A 24,490-nucleotide genomic window follows, 5' to 3' on the forward strand; every position below is an offset into this window, starting at 1 on the left:
CCCGGACGCCCAGCCTCACCCCGCACCCCCGGCACCCCAGCCCGGCGGCTACGGCTTCCCGCAGCCCGCTGACGCCCCGGCACCCACCCCGCCGGCCGCCCCCGGGGGCTACGGGTTCCCGCAGCCTCCCGCCCCCAACGCCCCGGGCGGCCACGGCTTCCCCCAGCAGAACGTCGGCCCCGACGCCCAACCCCAACCGGTGCCCCCGGCACCCCAGCCCGGCGGCTACGGATTCCCGCAGCAGAACGCGGGGCCGGCGGCACCCCCCGCCCCCAACGCCCAGCCTCACCCCGTGCCCGCGGCACCCCAGCCCGGCGGGTACGGCTTCCCGCAGGCCGGTGACGCCCCGGCACCAGTCCCGCCTGCCGCCCCCGGCGGTTACGGGTTCCCGCAGGCTCCGCAGCCGCAGGCTCCGCAGCCCGGGATTCCGCAGCAGGCTGCTGCCGCATCTCAGGGCTTCCCCGGTCCCGGGCAGTCTCCTCAGGGGCAGCCCGCGCCGCATGCCCCCGGTCCCGACCCGGCGCAGATTCCGCAGCAGCCCGTCGATCCTCGGACCGGGGCGGCCTGGCCGCAGCCGATCCAGCACGATCAGCGGCAGCCGGTGAACCCGGGTGCCGCGCCGCTGGGTTACACGGCCGCCATGGAGCTGTCGTCCGACCGGCTGCTCAACAACAAGAAGCAGAAGGCGAAGAGCGGCCGGCCGACCGCCGCGTCCTCTCGCTTCAAGCTCGGCGGGAAGAAGGAAGAGGCCGAGCGGCAGCGGAAGTTGGAGCTGATCCGCACTCCCGTGCTGTCGTGCTACCGGATCGCGGTCATCAGCCTCAAGGGCGGTGTCGGCAAGACGACCACGACCACCGCGCTCGGCTCCACCCTCGCCACCGAGCGCCAGGACAAGATCCTCGCGATCGACGCCAACCCGGACGCCGGCACCCTCGGCCGCCGGGTGCGGCGCGAGACCGGGGCGACGATCCGTGACCTCGTCCAGGCGATCCCGTACCTCAACTCGTACATGGACATCCGGCGGTTCACCTCCCAGGCGCCGTCCGGCCTGGAGATCATCGCCAACGACGTCGACCCGGCCGTGTCCACGACCTTCAACGACGAGGACTACCGGCGCGCGATAGACGTGCTCGGCAACCAGTACCCGATCATCCTCACGGACTCCGGCACCGGTCTGCTCTACAGCGCCATGCGCGGTGTGCTCGACCTCGCCGACCAGCTCATCATCATCTCCACGCCGTCCGTGGACGGGGCGAGCAGCGCCAGCACCACGCTGGACTGGCTGTCCGCGCACGGGTACGCCGAGCTCGTCTCACGGTCCATCACCGTCATCTCCGGGGTGCGCGAGACCGGGAAGATGATCAAGGTCGACGACATCGTGTCGCACTTCGAGACCCGTTGCCGCGGTGTCGTCGTCGTGCCGTTCGACGAGCATCTGGCCGCCGGCGCCGAGGTCGACCTCGACATGATGCGGCCGAAGGTGCGGGAGGCGTACTTCAACCTCACGGCGATGGTCGCGGAGGACTTCATCCGCCACCAGCAGCGTCAGGGGCTGTGGACCAGCGACGGCAACCCGCCGCCGATGGCCGCCCCGCCGATGCCGGGTCAGCAGATGCCGGGCCAGCAGATGCCCGGACAGCCGTATCCGCAGCAGCCCGGACAGCCGTACCCCCCGCAGGGACAGCAGCCGCAGGGGCAGCCGTACCCGCAGCAGCCTCAGCAGCCGCATCCCGGGTATCCGCCGCCCGGCTACGGCTACCCGCAGCACCCCCAGGCGCCGCAGCCGCCTCAGCCGCCGCAGCAGTAGCCCGTACATGCCGAAGGGCGGCCGGTGTCACAGGACACCGGCCGCCCTTCGGGCGTTCCGTCGAGGTCGGCTAGCGCGCCGCCGCCACGAGTTCCCGGCAGCGCTGCACGTCCTGTGCCATCTGCTCCAACAGGCCGTCCAGCGAGTCGAACTTCGCCTGGCCGCGCACGAAGGCGAGGAAGTCGACGGCGACGTGCAGACCGTAGAGGTCGAGGCCGACGCGGTCGATGGCGTACGCCTCCACCGTGCGCTCGGTGCCGTCGAACTGCGGGTTCGTGCCGACGGAGATCGCGGCCGGCATCACCTCGCCGTCCGCGTGCAGCCAGCCCGCGTAGACGCCGTCGGCCGGGATCGCGGTGTGCGGCAGCGTCTCGACGTTGGCGGTCGGGAAGCCGAGCTCCCGCCCGCGCTGGGCCCCGCGCACCACGACGCCCTCCACCCGGTGCGGGCGGCCGAGGATCTCCGCCGCGCCCTCGACGTCGCCCTCGGCGACCAGCCGCCGGGTCAGGGTCGAGGAGAACGGCTGACCGCCGCCCGCCTCGCCGCACAGCACCAGGTCGACGACCTCGACGTCGAAGTCGTAGACCTTGCCCTGCTCGTTGAGGAACTCGACGTTGCCCGCGGCCTTGTGGCCGAAGCGGAAGTTCGGGCCCTCGACGACGGCCTTGGCGTGCAGCTTGTCGACCAGGACCTTGACCACGAAGTCCGCCGGGGACAGCTTCGAGAACTCGGTGGTGAAGGGGAGGATCAGCAGCGCGTCCACGCCGAGTTCCGCCATCAGCTCGGCGCGGCGGTGGTGCGGGGCGAGCAAGGGCGGGTGGCTGCCGGGGCGGACGACCTCGCTGGGGTGCGGGTCGAAGGTGACGACGACGACGGGGACGTCCAGTTCACGGGCGCGGTCCACGGCGTGCCGGATGATCAGCTGGTGTCCGCGGTGCACCCCGTCGTAGGACCCGATGGTGACGACGCTGCGTCCCCAGCCCTCGGGGATGTCCTCCAAGCCACGCCAGCGCTGCACTGTGACCGCTCCTCGAACCCGTGTCCGTATCTACCATTGCCTCTTACGCAGGTCTAAGGGTGCCATGCCGGGTGCCTGCGGCCCGCATCGGCATCGGGCCTGTGACCCGACGCACGGACTCGGGGCGGTGCCGTCACGCGGGCACCCGTACGCCCGCCAGGTTCTCGATCGTGCGGCGGGCGCTGGGGCCGACCACCGCGGCCCACTCCCCCGGCGCCTCCGTGAGCCAGTCCACCACCTGTGCGGCGAAGCCCGGCACCTGCCGTCCCAGCTCGACCAGACCGCGGTCGAAGCGGGTCGCGCCGTCCGGGGTGCGCACGAGGAGCAGGCCGGTGCGGTGGACGAGGTCGCGCAGTTCCTCGCCGGTGCGCCCGGCGGCGGCGTGCAGGACGGCGTCCAGGACGGCCGGGGCCTGTTCGCGCGTGAGCAGGTGCTCCAGGAGTTCACGACGCAGGGGACGCGACTCCGGGGCCCCGGGCGCGGCCAGCACGCCGCCCAGGGCGGCCCGTACCTGCTCGGGGCCGTCGCCGTCCAGCAGGCCCGTGACCAGCGGGAGGAGGACGGTGCGGGCGGCGGGGCCGTGGTCGAGTCGCCGGTCGACGTACGCGGCCACGTGCCCTGCGGTCTCCGGCCGCCGCTCCAGCGCCTCCCGCACGAGGACGGCGACCCGGTGGGCCGGCCCGGGCGTGGTGACGTCGGCGAGGGCGCGCAGGACGCTGCCCGCGTCCGCGCGGTCGGGGCGGGCGAGCCGGGTCCTGAAGGCGTCCAGGACCGGCTCGGGGTGGGTGCTCAGGGCGGCGAGCAGCGCGCTCGGGGGCAGTTGCGGGTCCCCGGCGGCGAACCGCTCCAGCGCCTGCGGGAGGTGCGGGGAGCGGGTCTCGGGGTCGCGGACGAGGAGGGCGAGCGCGCCGCCGTGCAGCGGGCCGTCGGCGGGGCGGGCGAGCAGGGCGAGAGCCGCGTAGCGCAGCAGCCGGTGGTCGGCGTCCGTGCGGAGGTGCGGGGCGGCGCGCAGGCCGTACGTCATCGCCACGGCCCGCCGGGCCGGGCGCTCGTCGTGCGACCACCGGTCGACGGCCCGGCACAGCGCGGACGGCTCCTCCTCCGCCAGGACGGCGAGCAGTTCGTCGGCGCGGGGGTGCGCGCAGTCGACGAGGAGTTCCGTGAGGTCGTCCAGCGCACGGTGCCGGTGGGTGTGCAGCAGCGCCTGTGCGGCCGTGGCCACGGTGGCGTGCGGGGTCGCGGGCAGCGGCCGCTCGTCGTCGAACCAGTGGGTGAGGTACGGCTGGACGGCGGTGGGGTCGGCGGCCAGGAGCCGGGCGACGGCGTCGAGGTAGCGGGGCGCGTCCGCGTCCTGCGGGGCGCCGTCGGCGACGACCAGGCGGCGCAGGAGGTCGAGGCGGGCGTCGGGCGGCAGCGCGAGCCCGGTCCAGAAGGCGGGGCCGAAGTCCGCGAACCGGCCGTTCCTCTCCGCCCGGGCGCCGATCAGGTCCGCCAGCAGGCGCAGGACACCGGTGTACGGCGTCGCGTCCGGGACCCGCAGCAGGGTCTCGGTGAGCAGCCGGGCGGCCCACCAGGAGCCCGGCTCGGCCTCCAGGGCGTGGGTCAACTCCCTGAGCTGGGCAGCGAGTTGGTGCGGACCCTGCTGGCGGGCGACGAGCAGCAGGGCCTGCACGACGGGGCCGATGCGGTGGTGCGGGACGGGCAGCGGACGGCCGCCCTCCGGTGTGCTGCGGCGGTGGACCAGGGCGCGCAGCGCCTCGCCCAGATCGAGGTGGACGCCCTGGATCCAGTCGGCGAGTTCCTCGTGGGCGAAACGGTAACCGCCGCCCGCCGGCACCAGGAGGCCCTCGGCGAGGACGGCGGACGCCCAGCCGGCGCCGCCGCCGAGCCGGGCCGGGGCGGGTCCCCAGGGGAACACCGCCTCGAACGAGGCCCGGTCCAGTTCGCCCTGCCCCGGTCCGAGACTGCGCCGGGCGGCCTCGTGCACCTGGCCGGAGACCTTCGCCGCGAGCCGTCGCACGGCGGTGCCGCGCAGCCCGTTCTCGGCGGCGAGGCGGACCGCGATGCGCAGGCACATCAGGTCGAGGTGGGCGGCGAGGACGTCGTCGCGGTCGACGGGGACGCAGGCGGGCGGGCCGGGGAGGGCGGCTCGGACCTCGGAGAGGAGGCGGAGCGTGAGGGGGTGGCGATCGTCGGGGGCGGCGAGCGCGGTCTCGGGCACGAAGTAGCGGGCCCGGGCCTCGCACGCCTCGTCGGGGGTGAGGTCGCCGAGGCGGACGCAGGGCGGGAGCGGATCTCCGGGCACGGCGCCGCCGTACAGCATCTCGGGCGGGAACTCCGCTCCCGCCCGCTCCCAGTACTCGCCCCGGCAGGCCACCACCAGCCGCGCCCCGGTCTCCCGCAGCCACTCCGCGGTGCCCTCGGTCCAGTCGGCGAGCCGGTGCGCGAGGACCGGGGGCATCTCCTCGGGGCCGTCCAGAAGCAGCAGCAGCGGGCGGCCGACGGCCTGCGCGTGACGGGCGATCCGCTCGGGGGTGACGTCGCCGAGGTCGGCGGCGGCCGGCGAGCCGGCGGAGGCCGCCACGATGCGGGCCGCTCGGGCGAGGGTGCGGCGGGCGGCGTCGGCGAGGGAGTCGTCCTCGTCCCTCAGGTCGGCGCCGCGCAGCCACAGGGTGGGGGCCGGGGGCGTGTCCCGGTCGCGGCGGGCGGCGAGGGCCGCGAGTTCCGTCGTACGGCCGCTGCCCGGCGCTCCGACGAGGCCGAGGACGGCCGTCGGGCTCACCGCGAAGGCGGCGAACTCCCGTGCGGGGGCGGCGCGTTCGACCGGCACCGCGTCGACGGTTCGGGAGCCGGTCGCCGTGCCGCCGAGGTGGCCGGACAGCGTGCCGGGCGGGCCGTCCGAGCCGACGGAGGTGGCCGTGAGCTCCAGGATGCCCGCCAGGTTGAGATCGGCGCCGTACGCGGGCACGGTGGCCGCGTTGCGCACGAGCAGCTCGGCGAGGGGCCCGTCGGCCGCGGCGGGCCGCCCCCTGGCCGGACCGCCCGCCGAATCCCCCGCGGCCGCAGCAGCGGCCGCAGCGGGAGCCGGCACCGCCTGCGCATCGCAGGCCGCCACCCCCCACGCCGCCCCGGCGGGCTCCGCTCCGCGGTCCGCGGATGCCGGACCGTCGTCGGTCGCCGGTCCGCGCGGGCGCAGCAGCACCGCGAAGCCGGTGTCGCGGTGGCCGGACCGGAGCGCTGTGCCGAGGACGGCGACGACCGCGCCGGTCTCGGCGTCGAGGACCGGTCCCCCGGCCGCGCCTCCGCCCAGCCTGAGCGCGTCCCGGCCCGACGTGCCGATGGCCAGTTCCAGGGCGTCGTCCAGGTGATGGCAGCGGTCGGTGGCGGTGTACGTCACGGACGTCTCGGTCAGCACCCGGGCCTCGCGCCAGCAGCCGGCGGCCAGTCGGACGTATCTGCCGGTCTCGACGCCCTCCCGCACGGTCACCGGCAGCGGGTCCGCGCCGAGGCCCTCGGTGCGGACGAGCGCCAGGTCGAGCTCCGGGAGGGGGGTGACCGCGTCGGCGGTGACGACACAGCTGCGGTCGCCGGCGGCGTACAGCACGAGCCGGGGCAGGCCGTCGACGGCCTCGTGGCTGGTGATCACCGTGCCGTGGTGGTCGGCGACGAAGCCGGTGCCGCGCGGTCGGCCCGCGAGGTCGCGGATGCGGACCAGACCGGCGTCCTGGGGAGTGTCCTGAGATGTGTCCCGGCGTGTGTCCCGGGTTGTGTCCCGGGGTGCTTCGCCCCGAGGGGATTCGTGCCGCGGTGTCCGCGGGCCCCGTCCCGCCATCGCCGTACCTCCCACCGCGCCCACGTGCCCTCTGTCCGACGGTAGGGGCGGGATGATCAGCGGGACAGATCACGGAGCGAACGCGCCCCCCTGCACTCCCTCGGTTCACTCCGAGCGCCTGCCCGGACGGGTGAATGAAAGGGGGGCATCGGATACACCCTAGGGGTGGGGGAACCGAGGGGGGACCGTGGAGCGGCGGCGCAGCACAACCCCGTGTTCGCCGCTCCACGGGCGAAGTCGATGCAGCCTCAGCCGAGTACGGCCAGGCTCTTCGCCTTGCCCTTCTGTTCCTCCACCAGGGCCAGGAAGCGGTCCTCGGGGTCGAAGACGGCCACGGCGCCCGCGCCCGCGTACTCGTCCGGCATCTCCAGGCGTACGCCGTTGAGGAGCAGCCGGGCGCGCTTGGCGTCCACGTTCCAGCGGGGGAACGCGGCGGCCGCCGCGGCGGCCATCGGCATCACGGTCAGCTCCTGCTGGAGCTGGTCGAGCGTCTTCGCCGAGTCCAGCTTGTAGGGGCCGACGCGGGTGCGGCGCAGGGCGGTGAGGTGGCCGCCGACGCCGAGGTCGCCGCCCAGGTCGCGGGCGAGGGCGCGGATGTAGGTGCCGGAGGAGCAGACGACGGACACGACCAGGTCCAGGACCGCGGTGCCGTCCTCGGCGACGGCGTCACGGACGTCGTACACCGAGAAGGAGGAGATGGTGACCGGGCGGGCCGGGATCTCGAAGTCCTCGCCGTCCCGGGCCCGCTTGTAGGAGCGGACTCCGTCGATCTTGATGGCGCTGACCTTGGAGGGCACCTGCATGATGGGGCCGCTCAGCTTGGCGATGCCGGCGTCGATCGCGTCCCGGGTGACCTTCGAGGCGTCCGTGGACCCCGTGATCTCGCCCTCCGCGTCGTCGGTCACGGTCGTCTGACCGAGCCGGATCGTGCCCAGGTACTCCTTCTCGGTGAGCGCGAGGTGCCCGAGGAGCTTCGTGGCCTTCTCGATGCCGAGGACGAGGACGCCCGTCGCCATCGGGTCGAGCGTGCCGGCGTGGCCGACACGGCGGGTCCCCGCGATCCCCCGCATCTTGGCCACGACGTCGTGCGAAGTGAAGCCCGACGGCTTGTCGACGATGACAAGGCCGTCGGGCGGGGTCTGCTTGCGGTTCATCAGGCGGAGTCGTCCGTCTCGTCCTCGTCACCGGGCTTCTTGTACGGGTCGGCCCCGCCCGCGTAACCGGCGCCCGCGGACGCCTCGCGGACCTTCTCGTCGGCGGCGCGCGCCTTGTCGAGGAGGTCGTCGATGGTGCGGGCGTTGTCCGGCAGGGCGTCGGCGACGAAGGCCAGCGTCGGCGTGAACTTCACGCCGGCCGCGCGGCCGACCTCGGAGCGCAGGATGCCCTTGGCGCTCTCCAGGCCGGCGGCCGCCGCGGCCCGCTCCTCGTCGTCCCCGTACACCGTGTAGAAGACGGTCGCCTCCCTGAGGTCGCCCGTCACCCGGGTGTCCGTGATGGTGACGTGGGAGCCGAGCCGCGGGTCCTTGATCCCGCGCTGCAGCTTCTGGGCCACCACCTGCTGGATGAGGTCCGCCAGCCTCTTGGCACGCGCGTTGTCGGCCACTGGTCCGTCTCCCGTTCTGATCTCTTCTTGCGTTCTTCTGGTCGGTCAGTCGTCTTCGCCGTGGATGCGGCGTCTGACCGACAGCAGCTCCACTTCGGGGCGGCCTGCGACCAGTCGTTCACACCGGTCCAGTACATCGGTCAGATGCTCCGTGTCACCGGAGATCACGGCGAGGCCGATCTTGGCCCTGCGGTGAAGGTCCTGGTCGTCCACTTCGGCCGCGCTCACCGCGTACTTGCGCTGGAGCTCGGCGACGATGGGACGGACGACGGAGCGCTTCTCCTTCAGCGAGCGTATGTCGCCGAGGAGGAGGTCGAAGGACAGAGTCCCCACGTACATGTGTAACCGGTTCACCCGCCGGTACGGGATCGACGGCCCTGCCGCCATGGGGCAGGGACATCAAGAACGGTACAACGATCCAGGCGGGCGCTCGACGGAGTTTTACCTCGTGTATGCGTCGGATGCGTCCGCCGGACGCCGCACCGGCCGACGGGGAGCGATCCCCGCCGGCCGGTGCGAAGCCTGGGTGGTTACACCCGCGGCTTCTCGCGCATCTCGTACGTCGCGATGACGTCGTCGATCTTGATGTCGTTGAAGTTGCCGAGGTTGATACCGCCCTCGAACCCTTCGCGGATCTCGGTGACGTCGTCCTTGAAGCGGCGCAGGCCCTCGATGTTGAGGTTCTCCGCGATGACCTTGCCGTCGCGGACGAGGCGTGCCTTGGTGTTGCGCTTGACCTCGCCCGAGCGGATGAGGACACCGGCGATGTTGCCCAGCTTGGACGACTTGAAGACCTCGCGGATCTCCGCCGTACCGAGCTCGAACTCCTCGTACTCCGGCTTAAGCATGCCCTTCAGGGCCGCCTCGATCTCCTCGATCGCCTGGTAGATGACCGAGTAGTACCGGACGTCCACGCCCTCGCGCTCGGCCATCTGCGCCGCGCGGCCTGCCGCACGGACGTTGAAGCCGATGACGATGGCTTCCGAGCCCATCGCGAGGTCGATGTCGGACTCCGTGACCGCACCGACGCCGCGGTGCAGGACGCGGATGTCGACCTCTTCGCCGACGTCCAGCTGGAGCAGGGAGGACTCGAGGGCCTCCACCGAACCGGAAGCGTCACCCTTGATGATCAGGTTCAGCTGCTGGACCTCGCCGGCCTTGAGGGCGGCGTCCAGGTTCTCCAGGGAGAACCTGCGCGTGCGCTTGGCGAACGCGGCGTTGCGCTCACGGGCCGCACGCTTCTCGGCGATCTGGCGGGCGGTGCGGTCCTCGTCGACGACGAGGAAGTTGTCGCCCGCACCCGGGACGTTGGTCAGGCCCAGGACCTGGACCGGCGTCGACGGGCCGGCCTCGGCGACGTTGTTGCCGTTGTCGTCGAGCATGGCGCGCACACGGCCGTAGGCGTCGCCCACGACCATCGTGTCGCCGACCCGCAGGGTGCCTCGCTGGACGAGGACCGTGGCCACGGCGCCGCGGCCGCGGTCGAGACGGGACTCGATCGAGATGCCCTGCGCGTCCTGGCTCGGGTTGGCCCGCAGGTCGAGCGAGGCGTCGGCCGTGAGGATCACGGCCTCCAGCAGCGAGTCGATGTTCAGACCCTGCTTGGCGGAGATGTCGACGAACATGGTGTCGCCGCCGTACTCCTCGGCCACCAGACCGAACTCGGTCAGCTGACCGCGCACCTTGGTCGGGTCCGCGCCCTCGACGTCGATCTTGTTGACCGCGACGACGATCGGGACGTCGGCCGCCTTGGCGTGGTTGAGCGCCTCGACCGTCTGCGGCATGACGCCGTCGTTGGCCGCGACGACCAGGATCGCGATGTCCGTCGACCGGGCACCACGGGCACGCATGGCGGTGAACGCCTCGTGACCCGGGGTGTCGATGAAGGTGATCGCGCGGTCTTCTTCGTTGACCTGGGTCGAGACCTGGTAGGCACCGATGTGCTGGGTGATGCCGCCGGCCTCGCCCGCGATGACGTTCGTCTTGCGGATCGCGTCGAGCAGTCGGGTCTTACCGTGGTCGACGTGACCCATGACGGTGACGACCGGCGGGCGGACGACCAGGTCGTCCTCGTCGCCTTCGTCCTCGCCGAACTCGATGTCGAAGGACTCGAGCAGCTCGCGGTCCTCCTCCTCGGGGCTGACGATCTGGACCGTGTAGTTCATCTCGCCGGCGAGGACCTCGAGGGTCGCGTCGGAGACGGACTGCGTGGCCGTGACCATCTCGCCGAGGTTCATCATCACCGCGACGAGCGACGCCGGGTTGGCGCCGATCTTCTCGGCGAAGTCGGTGAGGGACGCACCGCGCGACAGGCGAATGGTCTCGCCGTTGCCGCGAGGCAGCATCACGCCGCCGACCGACGGGGCCTGCATGGCCTCGTACTCCTGGCGCCTCTGCCGCTTCGACTTACGACCGCGACGCGCGGGACCGCCGGGACGACCGAAGGCGCCCTGCGTGCCACCACGGCCACCGGGACCGCCGGGACGACCGCCGAAGCCGGGACGGCCACCGCCGCCGCCGAAGCCGCCGCCACCGCCGCCGGGGCCACCGCCGCCGGGACGACCGGCGAAGCCGCCGCCGCCACCCGGACGGGCGCCGCCACCGGCACCCGGACCGCCGGGACGACCGGCGAAGCCGCCGCCGCCACCGGGACGACCGCCGCCGGCGCCGCCGGGACGACCCGCGCCGCCCGGACCGCGGCCGCCGGGGCCGCCGCCGGGACGCGGGCCGGCAGCGGGACGCTGCGGCATCATGCCGGGGTTGGGACGCGGGCCGCCGGGACGCGGACCGCCGGGGCCTGCACCCTGCGGGCGAGGCATGCCGCCCGGGGACGGACGTGCGCCGCCCGGGGACTGCGGACGAGGACCGCCGCCCTGGCCACCGGGGGCCTGCGGACGGGGACCGGCGCCGGGAGCACCCGGGCCGCCGGGACGCGGGGCGCCCTGCGGACGGGGCGCCTGCGGGCGCGCCATGCCGGCGTTGCCGCCGGACGTGAAGGGGTTGTTGCCGGGACGCGGACCGGCCGGACGGGCACCGCCCGGACGAGCGGCGCCGGCGCCACCGGGACGCTGGCCCTGCGCTGCGGCGGGACGCTGACCGCGGTCACCACGGTCACCGCGGTCACCGCGCTCCCCGCGGTCGCCACGGTCCTGCTGACCCTGACCGGGCGCGGGACGGCCGGCGGGACGGGGCGCGCCGGGGCGCGGACCCTGACCCTGGCCCTGGGGGGCGGCAGCGGCAGGCTTCTGGGCGGCCGGGGCCGACGGCGGAGCGGTGAACTCCGGGGCGGCCGGGGCCGGACGCGGCGCGGGCTTGGGACCCGGCACCGGACGCGGGCCGGAAGCGGCCGGCGCGGCGGGGGCCGAGGCGGCGGCCGGCGCGGCCGGGGCCGCGGGCGTCTGCGCCACGGGAGGCTTGGGGGCGGCCGGCCGCGGAGCAGCCGGGCCCGGACGGGCCGCCTGCGCCGGGGAGGGCGCGCCGGGCCTGGGGGCTGCCTTGCGCGGGGCGGGCTTGCCGCCGCCCTGGAAGGCATCAGTCAGTTTGCGGACAACGGGCGCTTCGATGGTCGAAGACGCCGAACGGACGAATTCACCGAGTTCCTGGAGCTTGGCCATGACGACCTTGCTCTCAACCCCGAACTCCTTGGCGAGTTCGTATACCCGGACCTTAGCCACTTCGCTCCTTTTAGGTCCGGGTGTGTCCGGACCGTCGCTACTTCATGGGCGTACTCATCGCGTGCTCATCGAGTGCTCATCGCAATCTCGACCTACTTCCAACTCGCGGGGTACCAGAGCCGCACGGAGGTTCCGCGCGACGCCTTCTTACGGTGTTGCCTGTTCGGCAACGGTCGTCTGCTCGACGTACTGGCGCAACGTGTTTGTGTCGAGCGCTCCCGGGGCTCGCAAGGCCCTCGTGAACGCCCGGCGACGTACCGCCTGGTCGAGACAGACCGGGGCGGGGTGCACATACGCACCCCGGCCGGGCAGCGTACCGCGAGGATCGGGGACGCATGCGTCCTTGATCGCCACGATGCGCAGCAGCTCCGTCTTGGCCGCTCGCTCCCGGCACCCCACACAGGTGCGTTCAGGGCATGCTCCGGCGTGCGTCCGGCCAGACACGTTTAAGTCTACCTCCCCGTACCGACCTCACCCCTTTGGGGCAGGGATCGAACGGTTGTTGTCGTGATCTCAGCCAGGGCAGGCCGAGATCTATTCCCCGGACCTACTCGCCAGGCTGTTCGGTGTCCGGACGGATGTCGATCCGCCAGCCGGTCAGCCGGGCGGCGAGCCGGGCGTTCTGCCCTTCCTTGCCGATCGCCAGCGACAGCTGGTAGTCGGGCACGGTCACGCGCGCGGAGCGGGCCGCGAGGTCCACCACCTCGACCTTGGAGACCCGGGCCGGGGACAGCGCGTTCGCCACCATCTCGGCCGGGTCGTCCGACCAGTCGACGATGTCGATCTTCTCACCGTTCAGCTCGCCCATCACGTTGCGCACCCGGCCGCCCATGGGGCCGATGCAGGCGCCCTTGGCGTTCAGACCCGAACGGGTGGACCGGACGGCGATCTTCGTGCGGTGACCGGCCTCGCGGGCGATCGCGGCGATCTCGACCGAGCCGTCGGCGATCTCCGGCACCTCCAGGGCGAAGAGCTTCTTCACCAGGTTGGGGTGGGTCCGGGAGAGCGTCACGGACGGGCCGCGCACGCCCTTCGCCACCCGGACGACGTACGACCGCAGGCGCAGGCCGTGCGAGTACGTCTCGCCGGGGACCTGCTCCTGCACCGGCAGGATGGCCTCCAGCTTGCCGATGTCCACGAGCACGTTCTTCGGGTCGCGGCCCTGCTGGACCACGCCGGTGACGATGTCGCCCTCACGGCCGGCGTACTCGCCGAGCGTCGCGTCGTCCTCGGCGTCGCGCAGGCGCTGCAGGATCACCTGCTTGGCCGTGGTGGCGGCGATACGGCCGAAGTCGGACGGGGTGTCGTCGAACGTGCGGGGCTCCTGCCCCTCCTCGAGGTCCTCGGGGTCCTCCTTCGCCCACACGGTCACATGTCCGGTCTCCCGGTTGAGCTCCACGCGCGCGTGACGGCGGCTTCCCTCGGTGCGGTGGTAGGCGATGAGGAGGGCCGACTCGATCGCCTCGACCAGCAGGTCGAAGGAGATCTCCTTCTCCCGCACCAAGCCCCGCAGGGCACTCATGTCGATGTCCACGGCTACGCCTCCTCTTCCATCTCGTTCTCGTCGTTCTCGTCGGTCTTGCCCTTGCGGTTGAACTCGACCTGCACGCGCGCCTTGTCGACGTCCCCGAAGGCGAGTCTGCGGGCGGTGGCCTTGCGGCCCTTCACGCCCGGCACCTCGAGGTCGAGTCCCTCGTCGTCCACGGTCAGGATCCGGGCGACCAGCTCGCCGCCCTCGGTCAGCTGGAACCGCACCAGCCGGTCGACGGCGCGCACGTAGTGGCGGTGCTCGGTGAGGGCGCGCTCCGCGCCCGGGGTGCCGACCTCGAGGGTGTACTCGCCCTCGCCCATCGCGTCCGTCTCGTCGAGCTTCGCCGAGAGCACACGGCTCACATCGGCGATCCGGTCCAGGTCCGCTCCGGTGTCGGAGTCGACGACGACGCTCAGCACCCGCTTGCGACCGACGGAGTCCACGGTGATCTCTTCGAGATCCAGACCCTGGGAGGCGACGAGCGGTTCCAGGAGCTCTCGCAGCCTCTCGCTCTGGGTGGTGCTCATCCGGGTGACTCCTCGGCCGCGTGTGCTGTTGTGGGATGGGGCGCGTGTCTGGTCAAAGGGTATCCGGTCGCAGGGTGTGTTGCCGTCCACCCCTGGGCGCGCAGGGCGGCCGGGGCCGCGAACCCGCGGTGCCGCTGACCGGTGCGGGAGGCGCGCGCGGGTACGGTGATCACGGGCCCGCCGCCCTTCCTGACCGTTGGTGTCTTCCGTCGAGTTCCCCGAGGACGTCTGCCGTGCCGTTCCCCCTTCCCAGAAGATCGCTGCTCGCGTCGGCCGCGGGGGCCGCGCTGCTCGTGGGCTGCTCCTCCGGCCCCGAGGAGACCGAGGAGAGCGCGGGCGGCAGTCCGTCGGCCACCGAGCGGGCACGCGCGCGCGGCGCCCAGGAGAGCAACGGGCTGCTGGTGCGGTACGACGCCGTCCTCGCCGTCCATCCGGCGCTGGCGGGACTGCTGGGACCGCTGCGGGCGGAGGTCGTACGGCATGTGGAGGCGTTCGGGGGCCGCGAGAAGGCAGCGCCGTCCCCCGCTTCCTCCTCTCCTACCGCCTCCGCTCCGGCCTCGTCCTCCTCCACGAGCAGCGCTTCGGCCGCGCCGGTGACCGAGAAGGACGCGCTCGTCGGGCTGGCCGGCGCCGAGCGGGCACTCGCCGACCGCAGAGCCGCGGAACTGGTGGACGTGCCCGGCGAGCTGGCCCGGCTGCTGGCCTCGGTGGCGGCGGCCGGCGCGGCCCACGCCTACCTGCTGACGGAGGGGACCCGATGAGCGGGGCGACGAACGAGGAGCTGACGGCGCTCCAGGCGGTGCTGGCCGCCGAGCATGCCGTCGTGTACGGGTACGGGGTCGTGGGCGGACGGGTCGGCGAAGGACGGCGCACCGAGGCGCGGGCGGCGTACGACGCGCACCGGGCGCGCCGGGACGCGCTGGCGCGCGAGGTGCGCGGGCTGGGCGCCGAGCCGGTCGCGGCGAGCGCCGGATACGCGCTGCCGTTCGCGGTGGCGGACTCCGCCGCGGCGGTCCGGCTCGCCGCGGAGCTGGAGGATCGGGTGGCCGGGGCGTACTCCGACCTGGTGCGGGCGGCCGTGGACGCACGGCGGGCGGACGCGGCGGCGGCGCTGCGGGAGGCGGCGGTGCGCGCGGCGCGCTGGCGCGGCGGGAGCGTAGCCTTCCCTGGTCTCGCCGAGCGGACGGGGCAGGCGGGGCCGACGGCCACGGATCCGGCCACCGCCTCGGGGACCCCGGCGGCGTAGTCGGGAGAGGGAAGGGAACGACTCGCGCATGGCTTTCGAACCGCCGCAGCGTCTGGTCAGGGCGCTCGGTGAGACGGCACCGGACGGTGACGGCTGGTTGGAGAAGCTGCCGGAGGCGGCCCGACAGGCCGTCGCTCTACGCGAGTTGACGGTGGACCGGGTGCAGGTGCCGGGCGGCCGGACCAGTCTGGTCCTGCTCGTGCGGCGCCCGGACGGGACGCCGGCCGTGCTGAAGCTGGCCCCGCCGCGGTTCCGGCCCGAGGCCGAGCGGGCCGCGCTGGCGCACTGGGACGGCCTGGGCGCCGTCCAACTGCTGGAGGGGTCGCAGCCGCAGGCGGCGGGAGCGCTGCTGCTGGAGCGGCTGCATCCCGATGTGTCGGTGCGGTCGCTGCCGGAGGCGAAGGCGCTGCTTGAGGCGGCGGGGACGTTGCGGCGGCTGTGGGTGGAGCCACCGGCCGGGCACTCCTTCGGGAGCGTGGCCGAGCGGACCGGGCGGCAGGCGGAGGCGATGCGGGCGAGCTCGGACGCGGAGGTCGTCGCCCTGGTGGACGCGGCCCTGGCGGCCCGGGAGGAGTTGCTGGCGTCGGCCCCGGAGCAGCGGTTGCTGCACGGGACGTTCCGGCAGAGCAAGGTGCTGGCGGGTGAGCGGTCGCCGTGGCTGGCCGTGGGGCCGGATCCGGTGGTGGGCGAGTGCGCGTTCGATCTGGCCCGGCTGGTGCGGGATCGGGTGGAGGACCTCATCGCCTCGCCCTCGGGGGCGGCGATCGTTCGGCGGCGGGTGCGGAAGCTGGCCGAGTCGTTGGAGTTGGATCAGGAGCGGGTGCGGGGGTGGACGCTCTTCCGGGCTGTGGAGTCGGGGGTGCGGGCGCGAAGGGTCGGGCGGTCTCGGGATGCCGAGCTGCTGCTGGAGTTCGCGGGTTGGCTGTAGGGGTGTCGCGGGCGCCGGTCGTGCGGTGACGCGGCCGGGCAGCGCCCCTTTGCCGGGGGTCCCCTTGCCGGAGGTCCCCGCAAAGGGGCGCTGGAGTCCGGCCGACGTGCCTCCCGAGCCTGCCGACCGGAGTCTCACGGGTCGGCCGTGCGCCGTCGGAGGTCGGTGGGCCGGACGGGCGGCCGCAGCTCGGCGAGGGCGGCGAGCAGGGCGCCCTCCAGGGCCAGCAGTCGTGTGTGCCGGAGGATGTGGGCGGCCTGGTCCGGGTCCCGGGGGCCGTCCCGTGTCAGATGCGCCGCGGCCCGGTCCTCGTGGGGGACGTGCGCGAACAGGGGGAGGTCGACGGGCGGGAGGCGCCAGGACAGCGGCCGTTCCCCGGCGACGAGCCGCAGCAGGTGCGTGCCGCCCGGTCCCTCGTCGGCGACCGGGGTGATGACGGCGCTCGACGGGTGCAGCGCGGCCAGCCAGGCGAGGAGGTGCGCCCGGTCGCGGGCGATGTGGGTCAGTTCCCGTTCGTAGGAGTCGGCGTGCCGTTGCCAGCGGGCCAGTTCCCGTCGGCAGTCGTCCAGGTCCAGGGCGAGGCGGTCCGGTGGATCGGCCGGCCGCGGGGTGGTGCGGCCGGCCGGCCGCAGGAGGCGGAGCAGGGCGGCGGCCAGCCGGCCGGCGGGACGGACGGCGCGGTGCGGGCGGGGGTCCGTCGTGGAGGGGGGCATCGGGGTGCTCCGGTGGCGGTGAACGGGGGTCAGTTCTCGTCCCGCACCGGCGACAACGGCCCCAGATACGCTTCCACGTTCGCGAGGGAGCATCGCTCGGGTCGGCCGTCGAGGGAGAGCAAGGGCATGCCGTCGGGGTTTCGGTAGCCCTGGAAGTACCAGACGTCGCCCTGTGCGTCGCGCTGCGGCAGCACCAGGTCGTAGGTCGTGCCGCCGAGCCGGAAGCGTCGCCGTTTCGCTCCGGTCGTGCTCGGCGGGGCCGTGCCGGCTCCGCGGGCGACGACCGTGACCGGGACGCCGTCGCGTTCTCCCGCGGCGGTCACCGTGCGGGGGCGGTCCCGTTCGCCGACGGCGGTGACGCCGAAGTACGAGCGCCAGCGGGCCCATTGGGCGTGGTCGTCGACGCGGAGCAGGACCCGCACCCGGTCGCCGTCGACGCGGATGCCGTGCGGGCCGGGGTGTGCGCCCAGCCGCCGCTCGATGGCGCGGGCGACGGTCCGGGCCCGGGCGCATGCGGCGTCCCAGGCCAGCGCCTGCCGTTCCAGGTCGGTGACCGGGCGCGAGGCCCGGGACCAGCCGCCGCCCGGGGTCCGGTGCAGGAGCAGGCCGCGGGAGCGCCGGGGGGCGACGCGGAGCCGGGCCGGGGCCGAGTCGACGCCGTTCACACCGGCACCGCCTCGGTCGTCCAGCGCAGTTGGCGCAGTGCGCGGTAGGTCAGCGTCTTGACGGCGCCGACGCTGCGGCCCATGGCCTGGGCCGTCTCGGCCGGCGTCAGTTCATTGAGGAAGCGCAGTTCCACGCAGTGCCGTTGGTGGTCGTTGAGCGAGTGCAGCACGGTGCGGACCGTCTCGTGGGCCTCGACGGCCTCCAGTTCGCGCAGGGCGAGCGACTCCGCGGCCCGGCCCGGCTGCCGGGAGTCGTGGAACTCGGCGACGGGGGTCTCCAGCCGGGTGCGGCCGCGGCCCAGTTCGTCGAGGTAGAGGTTCTTGGCGATGGTGATCAGCCAGGCGACGAACGCCGTGCCCTGCCAGGTGTAGGCGTCGATACGGCTGAGGGCGCGGGCGAACGCGTCCTGGGTCAGGTCTTCCGCCAGATGTCTGTCGCGTGTGCGGACGAGCAGGTAGCCGTACACGACGCGGTAGTGCTCGTCGTAGAGCGCGGCGAACGCCTCCCGGTCGCCCGTGCGGGCCCGGGCGACCAGTTCGGGTTCCGGGCGGTCCGCGGCGGTGGCGGTGTGGTTCGGTGCGGGCACGATGGCCTCCCCATCTCCAATATTCATGTAGATGTAGATTCCTGGACGGGACGTCACCCTGCGCCTGTCCGGAATTATCTACAGTCTTCACGTAGATGCATATAGTGTCAAGGCGCTCACGGACCGCGAGGGAAGAGCGCTCGGATCCCCCACGGGGAGCACGGGGGCGCACTATGACGCCGGCGCATCACCCGTGCTCCGGCGTGCTCCCGAAGCTCGTACCGCCGGTCTTCGATCTACTTGCGCATGTAGATATCGATGACCGATCCTCTGAGGCGTGACGAACCAGCAGCGCCTTTCAGGAGACCCGGACCCCGGCCATGATCCCGCCCGCCAGGACGAGGACCTGGCGGCTCTGCTCGAACGTCTCCTGGCGCAGACCCGGGGAAGAACGCAGAAGGACCTCGCGGCGGAGGCCGGCATCTCGTACCCGACGCTGAACGCCTGGATGAACCGCACCCGCGGCACCTCCCGCGTCGACCCGGAGAAGCTGCGGGCCATGGTCGAGACGTTCCGGCGCTGGGGCGTGCACACCACGCCGAGGGAGTTCTTCGAGGCGGTGGGCCGCCCCGTGCCCGGTCCCAGCGGGGACGAGCGCGAGGCCCGACTCCTGAAGCTGTACCGGCAATTGCCGGAGTCACGGCAGCGGGCCCTGCTCAAGGACGCCGAGGCGATGCTTCAGGTCAGCCGTATCACCTGAGACGCCCCCCGCGTTACGGATGAATATGACGAAACCCCCCACAGTCCCGGCGGCCATCGGTACCATCAGTCAGCCGCTGGCCTCCCGGAGCGGATTTCTGCGTGTTGTGGCGCATCCCTGGGGAGACATCTGTGTGCATCCACATCTGTATGGCAGACAATCTGCCGAGAATCGCGGTCTGGGATCCGGACGAAGTCAGCATCCGCGTGGCCAGGGGTTTCCAGGTCCGCGACGTGCTCCGGGAGGTCCGGGACATCCTGACCATCGATCTGGGTGCGCCCGCGTCGCGCGGCGATCTGCTCATGTGCTTCTGCGGCATGCGGGTGGAGATCCCGTGTGAGCTCGCCGCCTCCCGCGGCGTCACGGTGGAGGTCGGCTGACCCGCCGTCAGCCGTCCTGTGCCGGAGCGAGCTTGAGGGCGAGCACCGGGCAGTCGGCCGCGGCCCGGCGGGCCCGCTTCGCCGTCCGCGCGGGGACGGGAGCGCCGTCGACGATCGGGTAGCCCCACTCGTCCAGGGTGATGTGCTCCGGGAGGAAGTCCGCGCAGAGGCCGTGGCCCTGGCAGGACGTCCAGTCGATGTCGAGGCGCTGGGCCGTGCTCATGGGCGGCTCTCCTGGGGGACCGGCAGCAGGGGGGTTCGGTCGGTCGCGGTGCAGCGGCCTCGGGCGTGGGCGTCGACCTCGGCGGCGAAGGTCGTCAGGGCGCTGCGGACCAGACGGACGGTGCCGTCGGGGTGATGGCAGGCGCCGCGTCCCTCGACCAGGCCCGACCAGCGGGCGAGGTCGGCGCGGACCGTGCCCTGCGGGCCGGGGGCGGCGAGGGTGCGGAAGGCGGTGGCGATGCGGGGCAGGCCGTTGAGGCAGGGGCCGCACTGGCCGGCCGACTGCAGGGCGAGGTAGCGCAGGACGCGGGCGGTCTCGGCGAGGCCGCAATGGCTCACGGGGAGCGCGGCGAGCACACCGGCACCCAAGTAGCCGGAGTCCAGGGCGAGTTGCGCGGCCTCGGCGGCCGGGATCCAGGTGCCGTGGTAGCCGCCGACGAGGACCGCCTGGGCGCCCTCAAGCGGCAGCACCCGTCCGATGGACAGGCCGTAGGGGGCCTCCACCACCCGGGGTTCGCGGCCCGGCACATGGATCGTGCACAGGACGCTGCCGGGCTGGGCCGGGGTGCCGGCCGTGCGGTACCAGTCGGCGCCGTAGCGGGCGACCAGCGCGAGGTGGGCCAGGGTCTCCACGTTCTGCACGAGGGTCGGGGCCCGGTGCACCCCGCGTTCACGGACCGGCGGGCGCTGGTACGCGGGCAGGGCCGGCCCGCCGGAGACGTACCGGGCGAGGGCGGAGGCCTGGCCGGACAGGAACGACTTGGGCAGCCGGACGACCTTCACGGGCAGCGGGTCCGCGGTGCGCTGGGCCAGGGCCGATTCCAGCCAGGTCGCGCCGTCCTCGACGGCGATGCAGGCCTCCCCCGCGCCGATCACCTGCGCCGCCGTCTGGAGGCCGTCCAGGACGAGATGGGGGGACAGCCGCAGCAGGGTCTTGTCCTTGTGGCTGGCCGGTTCGCCCTCGGCGCCGTTGGCCACGACCACGGGCGCGCGGCCGGTGCGCCGGCCCGCCTCGGCGACGGCGACGAGCTTGCGGTACGTCGGGAAACCGGCGCCGCCGCGGCCGGTGAGGCCGGACTCGGCGACCGTGCGGAGCACGCTCTCGGGGTCGCCGAGGGCCTGCGGGCCGTAGCGCTGGTGATGGGTGGCGAGGTCGGCGGGGGCGGCGCCGGGGGCCAGGAGCCGAGGGGGCATGTACAGGTCCGGGAAGGTCGCGGTCACGGTCGGGCTCCTTCGGCGGTGCGCAGGAGGGCTGCGGGGGTGCGGCGGGCGGCGCGGGCGGCATGCGCGAGCCGGGCGGCGAAGGCGGCGACCGCGGTGGCGACGCAGGCCACGGTCAGCCAGGTCATCCAGTCGGCGCCGGTGTCCGTGCCGATGCCGATGCCGTGCACGAGGGCGACCGGCCAGGAGGCGTACGCCAGCCAGTGGACGGCCCGCCAGGTGCGGTGGCCGAGGCGCTCGCGCAGCAGGCTGGTGACGAGGACGGCCAGCATCAGGTCGAAGGCGACCGTGCCGAGGCCCAGCCAGAGGGGCTGGTAGTCGGAGACGAAGGGGATCAGGGCGTCGACGACCGTGATGTTCACATAGCCGTCCACGATCGCCGTCGTGATGTGCAGGGCCAGGAAGGCGGTCGCGGAGAGCGAGAGCGTGCGGTGCAGGCTCATCGTGCCGAAGCGGGGCAGACCGGGGACGCGCGCCTTGAGTCTCACCGCGACGCCGAGCAGGACGACGACCGTGAAGAGGACGAGGCAGACGGCGCCCGTCGCCCGGTTGGCGTACCAGAGGGTCTCGGAGGTCACGCGGCCGCTCCCCGGGCCGAGTCGGTCGGCCAGCCCGGCGTGGTGACGACCAGACCGTCCTGACCCACCAGCCGCGCCGGCAGGCCGAGCCGCGTCAGCCAGCGTTCCGCGCCCGCGCCCTTGACCAGGGCGGCGGTGGTCGCCGTGTTGGCGTCGGCGCAGGTGCGGGCGGCGACCGAGACCGTGCGCCACGGGGTGCGGACGGGCAGGCCGGTGCGGGGGTCGACGATGTGGTGCAGGTCGTGGCCGCTCCGGCGCCAGTTGCGGGCCGCGGTGCCGGAGGTCGCGAGGCCTCCGCTGTGCAGGCCCACCGAGTCGTACGGGCCCTGGGCGGGCGTCTCGTCGACGGGTCCCGTGACGTCCTGGACGCGGATCTGCCAGCCGCCCGCCGGGGCCGCCCCCGCGACGGCCGTGTCGCCGCCCAGGCTGACCAGGACTCCGCAGTCGGCCGCCGCGGCCAGCGTCCGGACGGCACGGTCGGCGGCCCAGGCCTTGGCGGTGGCGCCCAGGTCGAGCCGGACGCCCTCGGGGACGGTGACCGTGCCGGTCGCGCGGTCGAGGCGCACGGTGCGCCAGCCAGGGGTGCGCCGGACCGTGAGCCGGACCGGACGGTCGTCCTCGCGGACGAGCTGGAAGTCGCGGTCGTAGCCGATCGCGTCCATCGCGGAGCCGACGGTGGGGTCCACGGCGCCGTCGGTGGCCTCGGCCGCGCGCAGGGCCACGTCGAGGGCCTCGGCGAGCAGCGGGCTGACCCGGACCGGGCGGCCCGCTGCGGTGTCGAGGGCGGCCAGCTCGGAGTCGGCGCGGAAGCGGCTGCAGGCCGCGTCGACCTCGGCGAGGTGCCGGGCGAGGAGCAGGTTGCAGGACTCCAGCAGGGCCGGGTCGGTGACGACCACGCGGACGGTGGTGCCCAGCGCCCGCCACTCCGCGGCGGCCGTGGTGCGGGACTCGGGCGAGGTGCGCAGCGCAGTGCTCATCACGACGCTCCCGACGTGGAGTCGGTGGAGCCGCCGGAGGAGGACGAGGACGAGGTGAGACCGCTGTCCGAGCTGGTCGAGTCGTCGGAGTTGGTCGAGTCGTCCGTGCCGGTGTCGCTGTCCGAGCTCGTGGAGTCGTCGGAGCTGGTGGAGCTGTCCGAGCCGGTGTCGCTGTCCGTGGACGTGGTGCTGTCGGTGGACGTGGTGCTGTCGGTGGAGGAGCTGCTCGACGAGGAGTCGCTGCTGCTCGTGCTCGTGCTGCTCGCCGTCGTGGTGGCGTCCGCCTGCATCGTGCCGACCAGGGCGAACACCCCGGCCGCCGCCGCCAGCGTCACCGCCGCGGCGAAGGCCGCCGTGCGCCGTGCGCCTCTGCGGACCGCCGCCGCGGCCCCCCGCTCGTCTTCTCTGGTCGCCATGACCGTTCCCCTCCCTAGTGACGCTCTGTCACGTCCTACGGTCGGGGAACGGCCTGAGAGAAGTCTGTGAGGCGGCCATACGTCTCGACAGAACTCCCTGAGACGTTTCTTAAACGGCCTCTCGGATCACGCCGTCAGGCGGGCGATCGCCTCGTCGACCGTGAGCTCCTCGCGCTCGCCGGTCCTGCGGTCCTTCAGCTCCAGGACGCCCTCGGCGGAGCGGCGGCCCGCGACGAGGATCTTCGGTACGCCCATCAGCTCGGAGTCGGTGAACTTCACGCCCGGGGAGACGCCGGCCCGGTCGTCGACCAGGACGCGCAGACCGGCCGCGCGCAGCTGCTCGGAGACGTCGAGCGCCAGCTCGGTCTGGAGGGCCTTGCCCGCCGCGACGACGTGCACATCGGCCGGGGCGACCTCGGCGGGCCAGCACAGGCCCTTGTCGTCGGCCGTCTGCTCGGCGAGGGCGGCGACCGCGCGGGAGACGCCGATGCCGTAGGAGCCCATGGTGACGCGGACCGGCTTGCCGTTCTGGCCGAGGACGTCGAGCTTCAGCGCGTCCGCGTACTTGCGGCCCAGCTGGAAGATGTGGCCGATCTCGATGGCGCGGTCCAGCTTCAGGCCGGTGCCGCAGTTGGGGCAGGGGTCGCCCTCCTGGACGACCACGACGTCGACGTACTCGCCGACCTCGAAGTCGCGGCCCGCGACGACGTTCTTCGCGTGCGTGCCCTCCTTGTTGGCGCCGGTGATCCAGGAGGTGCCGGGGGCCACCCGCGGGTCGGCGATGTACGTGACCTTCTCGCCCAGGCCCTGCGGACCGACGTAGCCGCGGACCAGGTCCGGGCGGCCCACGAAGTCCTCGGCGGTGACCAGCTCGACGGCGGCCGGGGCGAAGTGCGCCTCGACCTTGCCCAGGTCGACCTCGCGGTCACCGGGGACGCCGACGGCCACGATCTCGCCGTCGACCTTCACGAGGAGGTTCTTGAGGGTGTCGGCAGGCTGCACGCCGAGGTGGGCGGCGAGGGTCTCGATGGTGGGGGTGTCCGGGGTCGGGATCTCCTCGAGCGCGGGCACGCCCTCGGCGTCCGCCGGCTGCAGCCGGTATGTGATCGCCTCGGTGTTCGCCGCGAAGTCGCAAGTAGGGCAGTCCGCGAAGGTGTCCTCGCCGGCCTCGGCCGGGGCGAGGAACTCCTCCGACTTCGAGCCGCCCATCGCGCCCGCCGTGGCGGCGCAGATGCGGTAGTCGAGGCCGAGGCGCGTGAACACCTTCTGGTAGGCCTCGCGGTGCAGGGCGTAGGACTTCGCGAGGCCCTCGTCCTCCGTGTCGAAGGAGTAGGAGTCCTTCATCAGGAACTCGCGGCCGCGCAGGATGCCGGCGCGGGGACGGGCCTCGTCACGGAACTTCGTCTGGATCTGGTAGAGGATGACCGGCAGGTCCTTGTAGGAGGACGCCTGGTCCTTCACGATCAGCGTGAAGATCTCCTCGTGGGTCGGGCCGAGGAGGTAGTCGCCGCCCTTGCGGTCGTTCAGGCGGAACAGCTCCGGGCCGTACTCGTCCCAGCGGCCGGTCGCCTCGTAGGGCTCGCGGGGCAGCAGGGCCGGGAGCGACACCTCCTGGGCGCCGATCGCGTCCATCTCCTCACGGACGATCCGCTCGACGTTGGCCAGGACCTTCTTGCCGAGCGGCAGCCAGGACCAGATGCCGGCCGCGGTGCGGCGGACGTAGCCGGCGCGCACGAGGAGCTTGTGGCTGAGCACCTCGGCGTCCGCAGGGTCGTCGCGCAGCGTCTTCGCCATCAACTGGGACATGCGCTGGACCGGTGCGTTCGCCATGTTCTCGTACTCCTGCTGGGTACCTGCTGGGCAAG

24 protein-coding genes are annotated in these 24,490 nt (G+C 73.5%); 6 read left to right on the forward strand and 18 right to left on the reverse strand.

The genetic code is table 11. The features are described from left to right. On the forward strand, positions 1-1,807 hold a 1,807-nt coding region (locus ACWD4O_RS30240; protein WP_451284662.1), incomplete at its 5' end, for an AAA family ATPase. Positions 1,808-1,877: 70 nt separating this feature from the next. On the opposite strand, the gene ACWD4O_RS30245 is transcribed toward ACWD4O_RS30240, so the two are convergent. The 9 genes from ACWD4O_RS30245 to rimP all read right to left on the reverse strand — a co-directional run bounded on the left by ACWD4O_RS30245 (position 1,878) and on the right by rimP (position 13,992). Further along, positions 1,878-2,825, reverse strand: coding sequence for a bifunctional riboflavin kinase/FAD synthetase (locus ACWD4O_RS30245; RefSeq protein ID WP_451284664.1), 948 nt, complete (start codon positions 2,823-2,825; stop codon positions 1,878-1,880). Positions 2,826-2,958: 133 nt separating this feature from the next. Then, the gene (locus ACWD4O_RS30250) at positions 2,959-6,657 is read right to left on the reverse strand and encodes a trypsin-like peptidase domain-containing protein (protein ID WP_451284666.1); all 3,699 of its coding nucleotides are present in this window, start codon (positions 6,655-6,657) and stop codon (positions 2,959-2,961) included. Positions 6,658-6,905: 248 nt separating this feature from the next. Continuing rightward, complete coding sequence (gene truB / locus ACWD4O_RS30255) at positions 6,906-7,811, reverse strand: tRNA pseudouridine(55) synthase TruB (protein ID WP_451284668.1); 906 nt, start codon at positions 7,809-7,811, stop codon at positions 6,906-6,908. After that, positions 7,811-8,260, reverse strand: coding sequence for a 30S ribosome-binding factor RbfA (gene rbfA / locus ACWD4O_RS30260; RefSeq protein WP_079659156.1), 450 nt, complete (start codon positions 8,258-8,260; stop codon positions 7,811-7,813). Before rbfA ends, truB begins: the two co-directional genes overlap by 1 nt. 45 nt (positions 8,261-8,305) lie before the next feature. Next, positions 8,306-8,599, reverse strand: coding sequence for a DUF503 domain-containing protein (locus ACWD4O_RS30265; RefSeq protein WP_351913151.1), 294 nt, complete (start codon positions 8,597-8,599; stop codon positions 8,306-8,308). Between the two features lie 191 nt (positions 8,600-8,790). After that, the gene (gene infB, locus ACWD4O_RS30270) at positions 8,791-11,934 is read right to left on the reverse strand and encodes a translation initiation factor IF-2 (protein ID WP_451284669.1); all 3,144 of its coding nucleotides are present in this window, start codon (positions 11,932-11,934) and stop codon (positions 8,791-8,793) included. Positions 11,935-12,081: 147 nt separating this feature from the next. Beyond that, on the reverse strand, positions 12,082-12,378 hold the full coding sequence (locus ACWD4O_RS30275) for a YlxR family protein (RefSeq protein ID WP_450951853.1): 297 nt from the start codon (positions 12,376-12,378) through the stop codon (positions 12,082-12,084). Between the two features lie 103 nt (positions 12,379-12,481). Next, positions 12,482-13,468: a transcription termination factor NusA gene (nusA, locus tag ACWD4O_RS30280; RefSeq protein WP_451284672.1), complete on the reverse strand. Its 987-nt coding sequence runs from the start codon at positions 13,466-13,468 to the stop codon at positions 12,482-12,484. Positions 13,469-13,470: 2 nt separating this feature from the next. Continuing rightward, complete coding sequence (rimP, locus tag ACWD4O_RS30285; protein ID WP_450951851.1) at positions 13,471-13,992, reverse strand: ribosome maturation factor RimP; 522 nt, start codon at positions 13,990-13,992, stop codon at positions 13,471-13,473. A 233-nt stretch (positions 13,993-14,225) separates the two neighbouring features. Between rimP and ACWD4O_RS30290 the strand changes: the two genes are divergently transcribed. The 3 genes from ACWD4O_RS30290 to ACWD4O_RS30300 are packed head-to-tail and all read left to right on the forward strand — an operon-like array spanning position 14,226 to position 16,166. Next, positions 14,226-14,753, forward strand: coding sequence for a hypothetical protein (locus ACWD4O_RS30290; RefSeq protein ID WP_451284674.1), 528 nt, complete (start codon positions 14,226-14,228; stop codon positions 14,751-14,753). After that, on the forward strand, positions 14,750-15,238 hold the full coding sequence (locus ACWD4O_RS30295; protein WP_451284675.1) for a DUF4439 domain-containing protein: 489 nt from the start codon (positions 14,750-14,752) through the stop codon (positions 15,236-15,238). The genes ACWD4O_RS30290 and ACWD4O_RS30295 overlap by 4 nt, the downstream gene beginning before the upstream one ends. 28 nt (positions 15,239-15,266) lie before the next feature. Next, positions 15,267-16,166 (forward strand): aminoglycoside phosphotransferase family protein, encoded by a 900-nt coding sequence (locus ACWD4O_RS30300; RefSeq protein ID WP_451284677.1) that lies wholly within the window; start codon positions 15,267-15,269, stop codon positions 16,164-16,166. Positions 16,167-16,300: 134 nt separating this feature from the next. Here ACWD4O_RS30300 and ACWD4O_RS30305 read toward each other — a convergent pair whose 3' ends face one another. Genes ACWD4O_RS30305 through ACWD4O_RS30315 form a run of 3 tightly spaced genes read right to left on the reverse strand, consistent with a single transcriptional unit; the run spans position 16,301 to position 18,131 of the window. Beyond that, positions 16,301-16,879, reverse strand: a complete 579-nt coding sequence (locus tag ACWD4O_RS30305; protein WP_451284679.1) for a hypothetical protein — start codon at positions 16,877-16,879, stop codon at positions 16,301-16,303. A gap of 29 nt (positions 16,880-16,908) precedes the next feature. Continuing rightward, positions 16,909-17,544 (reverse strand): BN159_2729 family protein, encoded by a 636-nt coding sequence (locus ACWD4O_RS30310; protein ID WP_451284681.1) that lies wholly within the window; start codon positions 17,542-17,544, stop codon positions 16,909-16,911. Continuing rightward, a complete protein-coding gene (locus ACWD4O_RS30315) occupies positions 17,541-18,131 on the reverse strand; it encodes an RNA polymerase sigma factor (RefSeq protein WP_451284683.1) in 591 nt (196 codons plus the stop codon). Before ACWD4O_RS30315 ends, ACWD4O_RS30310 begins: the two co-directional genes overlap by 4 nt. Before the next feature lie 277 nt (positions 18,132-18,408). Between ACWD4O_RS30315 and ACWD4O_RS30320 the strand changes: the two genes are divergently transcribed. Further along, positions 18,409-18,831, forward strand: a complete 423-nt coding sequence (locus ACWD4O_RS30320) for a helix-turn-helix domain-containing protein (protein ID WP_450951844.1) — start codon at positions 18,409-18,411, stop codon at positions 18,829-18,831. Positions 18,832-18,980: 149 nt separating this feature from the next. After that, the gene (locus ACWD4O_RS30325) at positions 18,981-19,211 is read left to right on the forward strand and encodes a hypothetical protein (protein WP_351913128.1); all 231 of its coding nucleotides are present in this window, start codon (positions 18,981-18,983) and stop codon (positions 19,209-19,211) included. A 7-nt stretch (positions 19,212-19,218) separates the two neighbouring features. Here ACWD4O_RS30325 and ACWD4O_RS30330 read toward each other — a convergent pair whose 3' ends face one another. The 6 genes from ACWD4O_RS30330 to ACWD4O_RS30355 all read right to left on the reverse strand — a co-directional run bounded on the left by ACWD4O_RS30330 (position 19,219) and on the right by ACWD4O_RS30355 (position 24,455). Further along, complete coding sequence (locus ACWD4O_RS30330; protein WP_450951843.1) at positions 19,219-19,434, reverse strand: ferredoxin; 216 nt, start codon at positions 19,432-19,434, stop codon at positions 19,219-19,221. Further along, positions 19,431-20,654 carry an NADH-ubiquinone oxidoreductase-F iron-sulfur binding region domain-containing protein gene (locus ACWD4O_RS30335; protein ID WP_451284685.1) on the reverse strand — a complete coding sequence of 408 codons (1,224 nt, stop codon included), beginning with the start codon at positions 20,652-20,654 and terminating at the stop codon, positions 19,431-19,433. The genes ACWD4O_RS30330 and ACWD4O_RS30335 overlap by 4 nt, the downstream gene beginning before the upstream one ends. Beyond that, positions 20,651-21,232 carry a ferric reductase-like transmembrane domain-containing protein gene (locus ACWD4O_RS30340; protein WP_358806442.1) on the reverse strand — a complete coding sequence of 194 codons (582 nt, stop codon included), beginning with the start codon at positions 21,230-21,232 and terminating at the stop codon, positions 20,651-20,653. Before ACWD4O_RS30340 ends, ACWD4O_RS30335 begins: the two co-directional genes overlap by 4 nt. Next, a complete protein-coding gene (locus ACWD4O_RS30345) occupies positions 21,229-22,209 on the reverse strand; it encodes an FAD:protein FMN transferase (protein WP_451284688.1) in 981 nt (326 codons plus the stop codon). The genes ACWD4O_RS30340 and ACWD4O_RS30345 overlap by 4 nt, the downstream gene beginning before the upstream one ends. Then, positions 22,209-22,625 carry a hypothetical protein gene (locus ACWD4O_RS30350; RefSeq protein ID WP_451284690.1) on the reverse strand — a complete coding sequence of 139 codons (417 nt, stop codon included), beginning with the start codon at positions 22,623-22,625 and terminating at the stop codon, positions 22,209-22,211. Before ACWD4O_RS30350 ends, ACWD4O_RS30345 begins: the two co-directional genes overlap by 1 nt. 126 nt (positions 22,626-22,751) lie before the next feature. After that, positions 22,752-24,455: a proline--tRNA ligase gene (locus ACWD4O_RS30355; protein WP_451284692.1), complete on the reverse strand. Its 1,704-nt coding sequence runs from the start codon at positions 24,453-24,455 to the stop codon at positions 22,752-22,754. Positions 24,456-24,490 lie beyond the last annotated feature (35 nt).

This window comes from Streptomyces sp. NPDC002623, assembly GCF_053592635.1.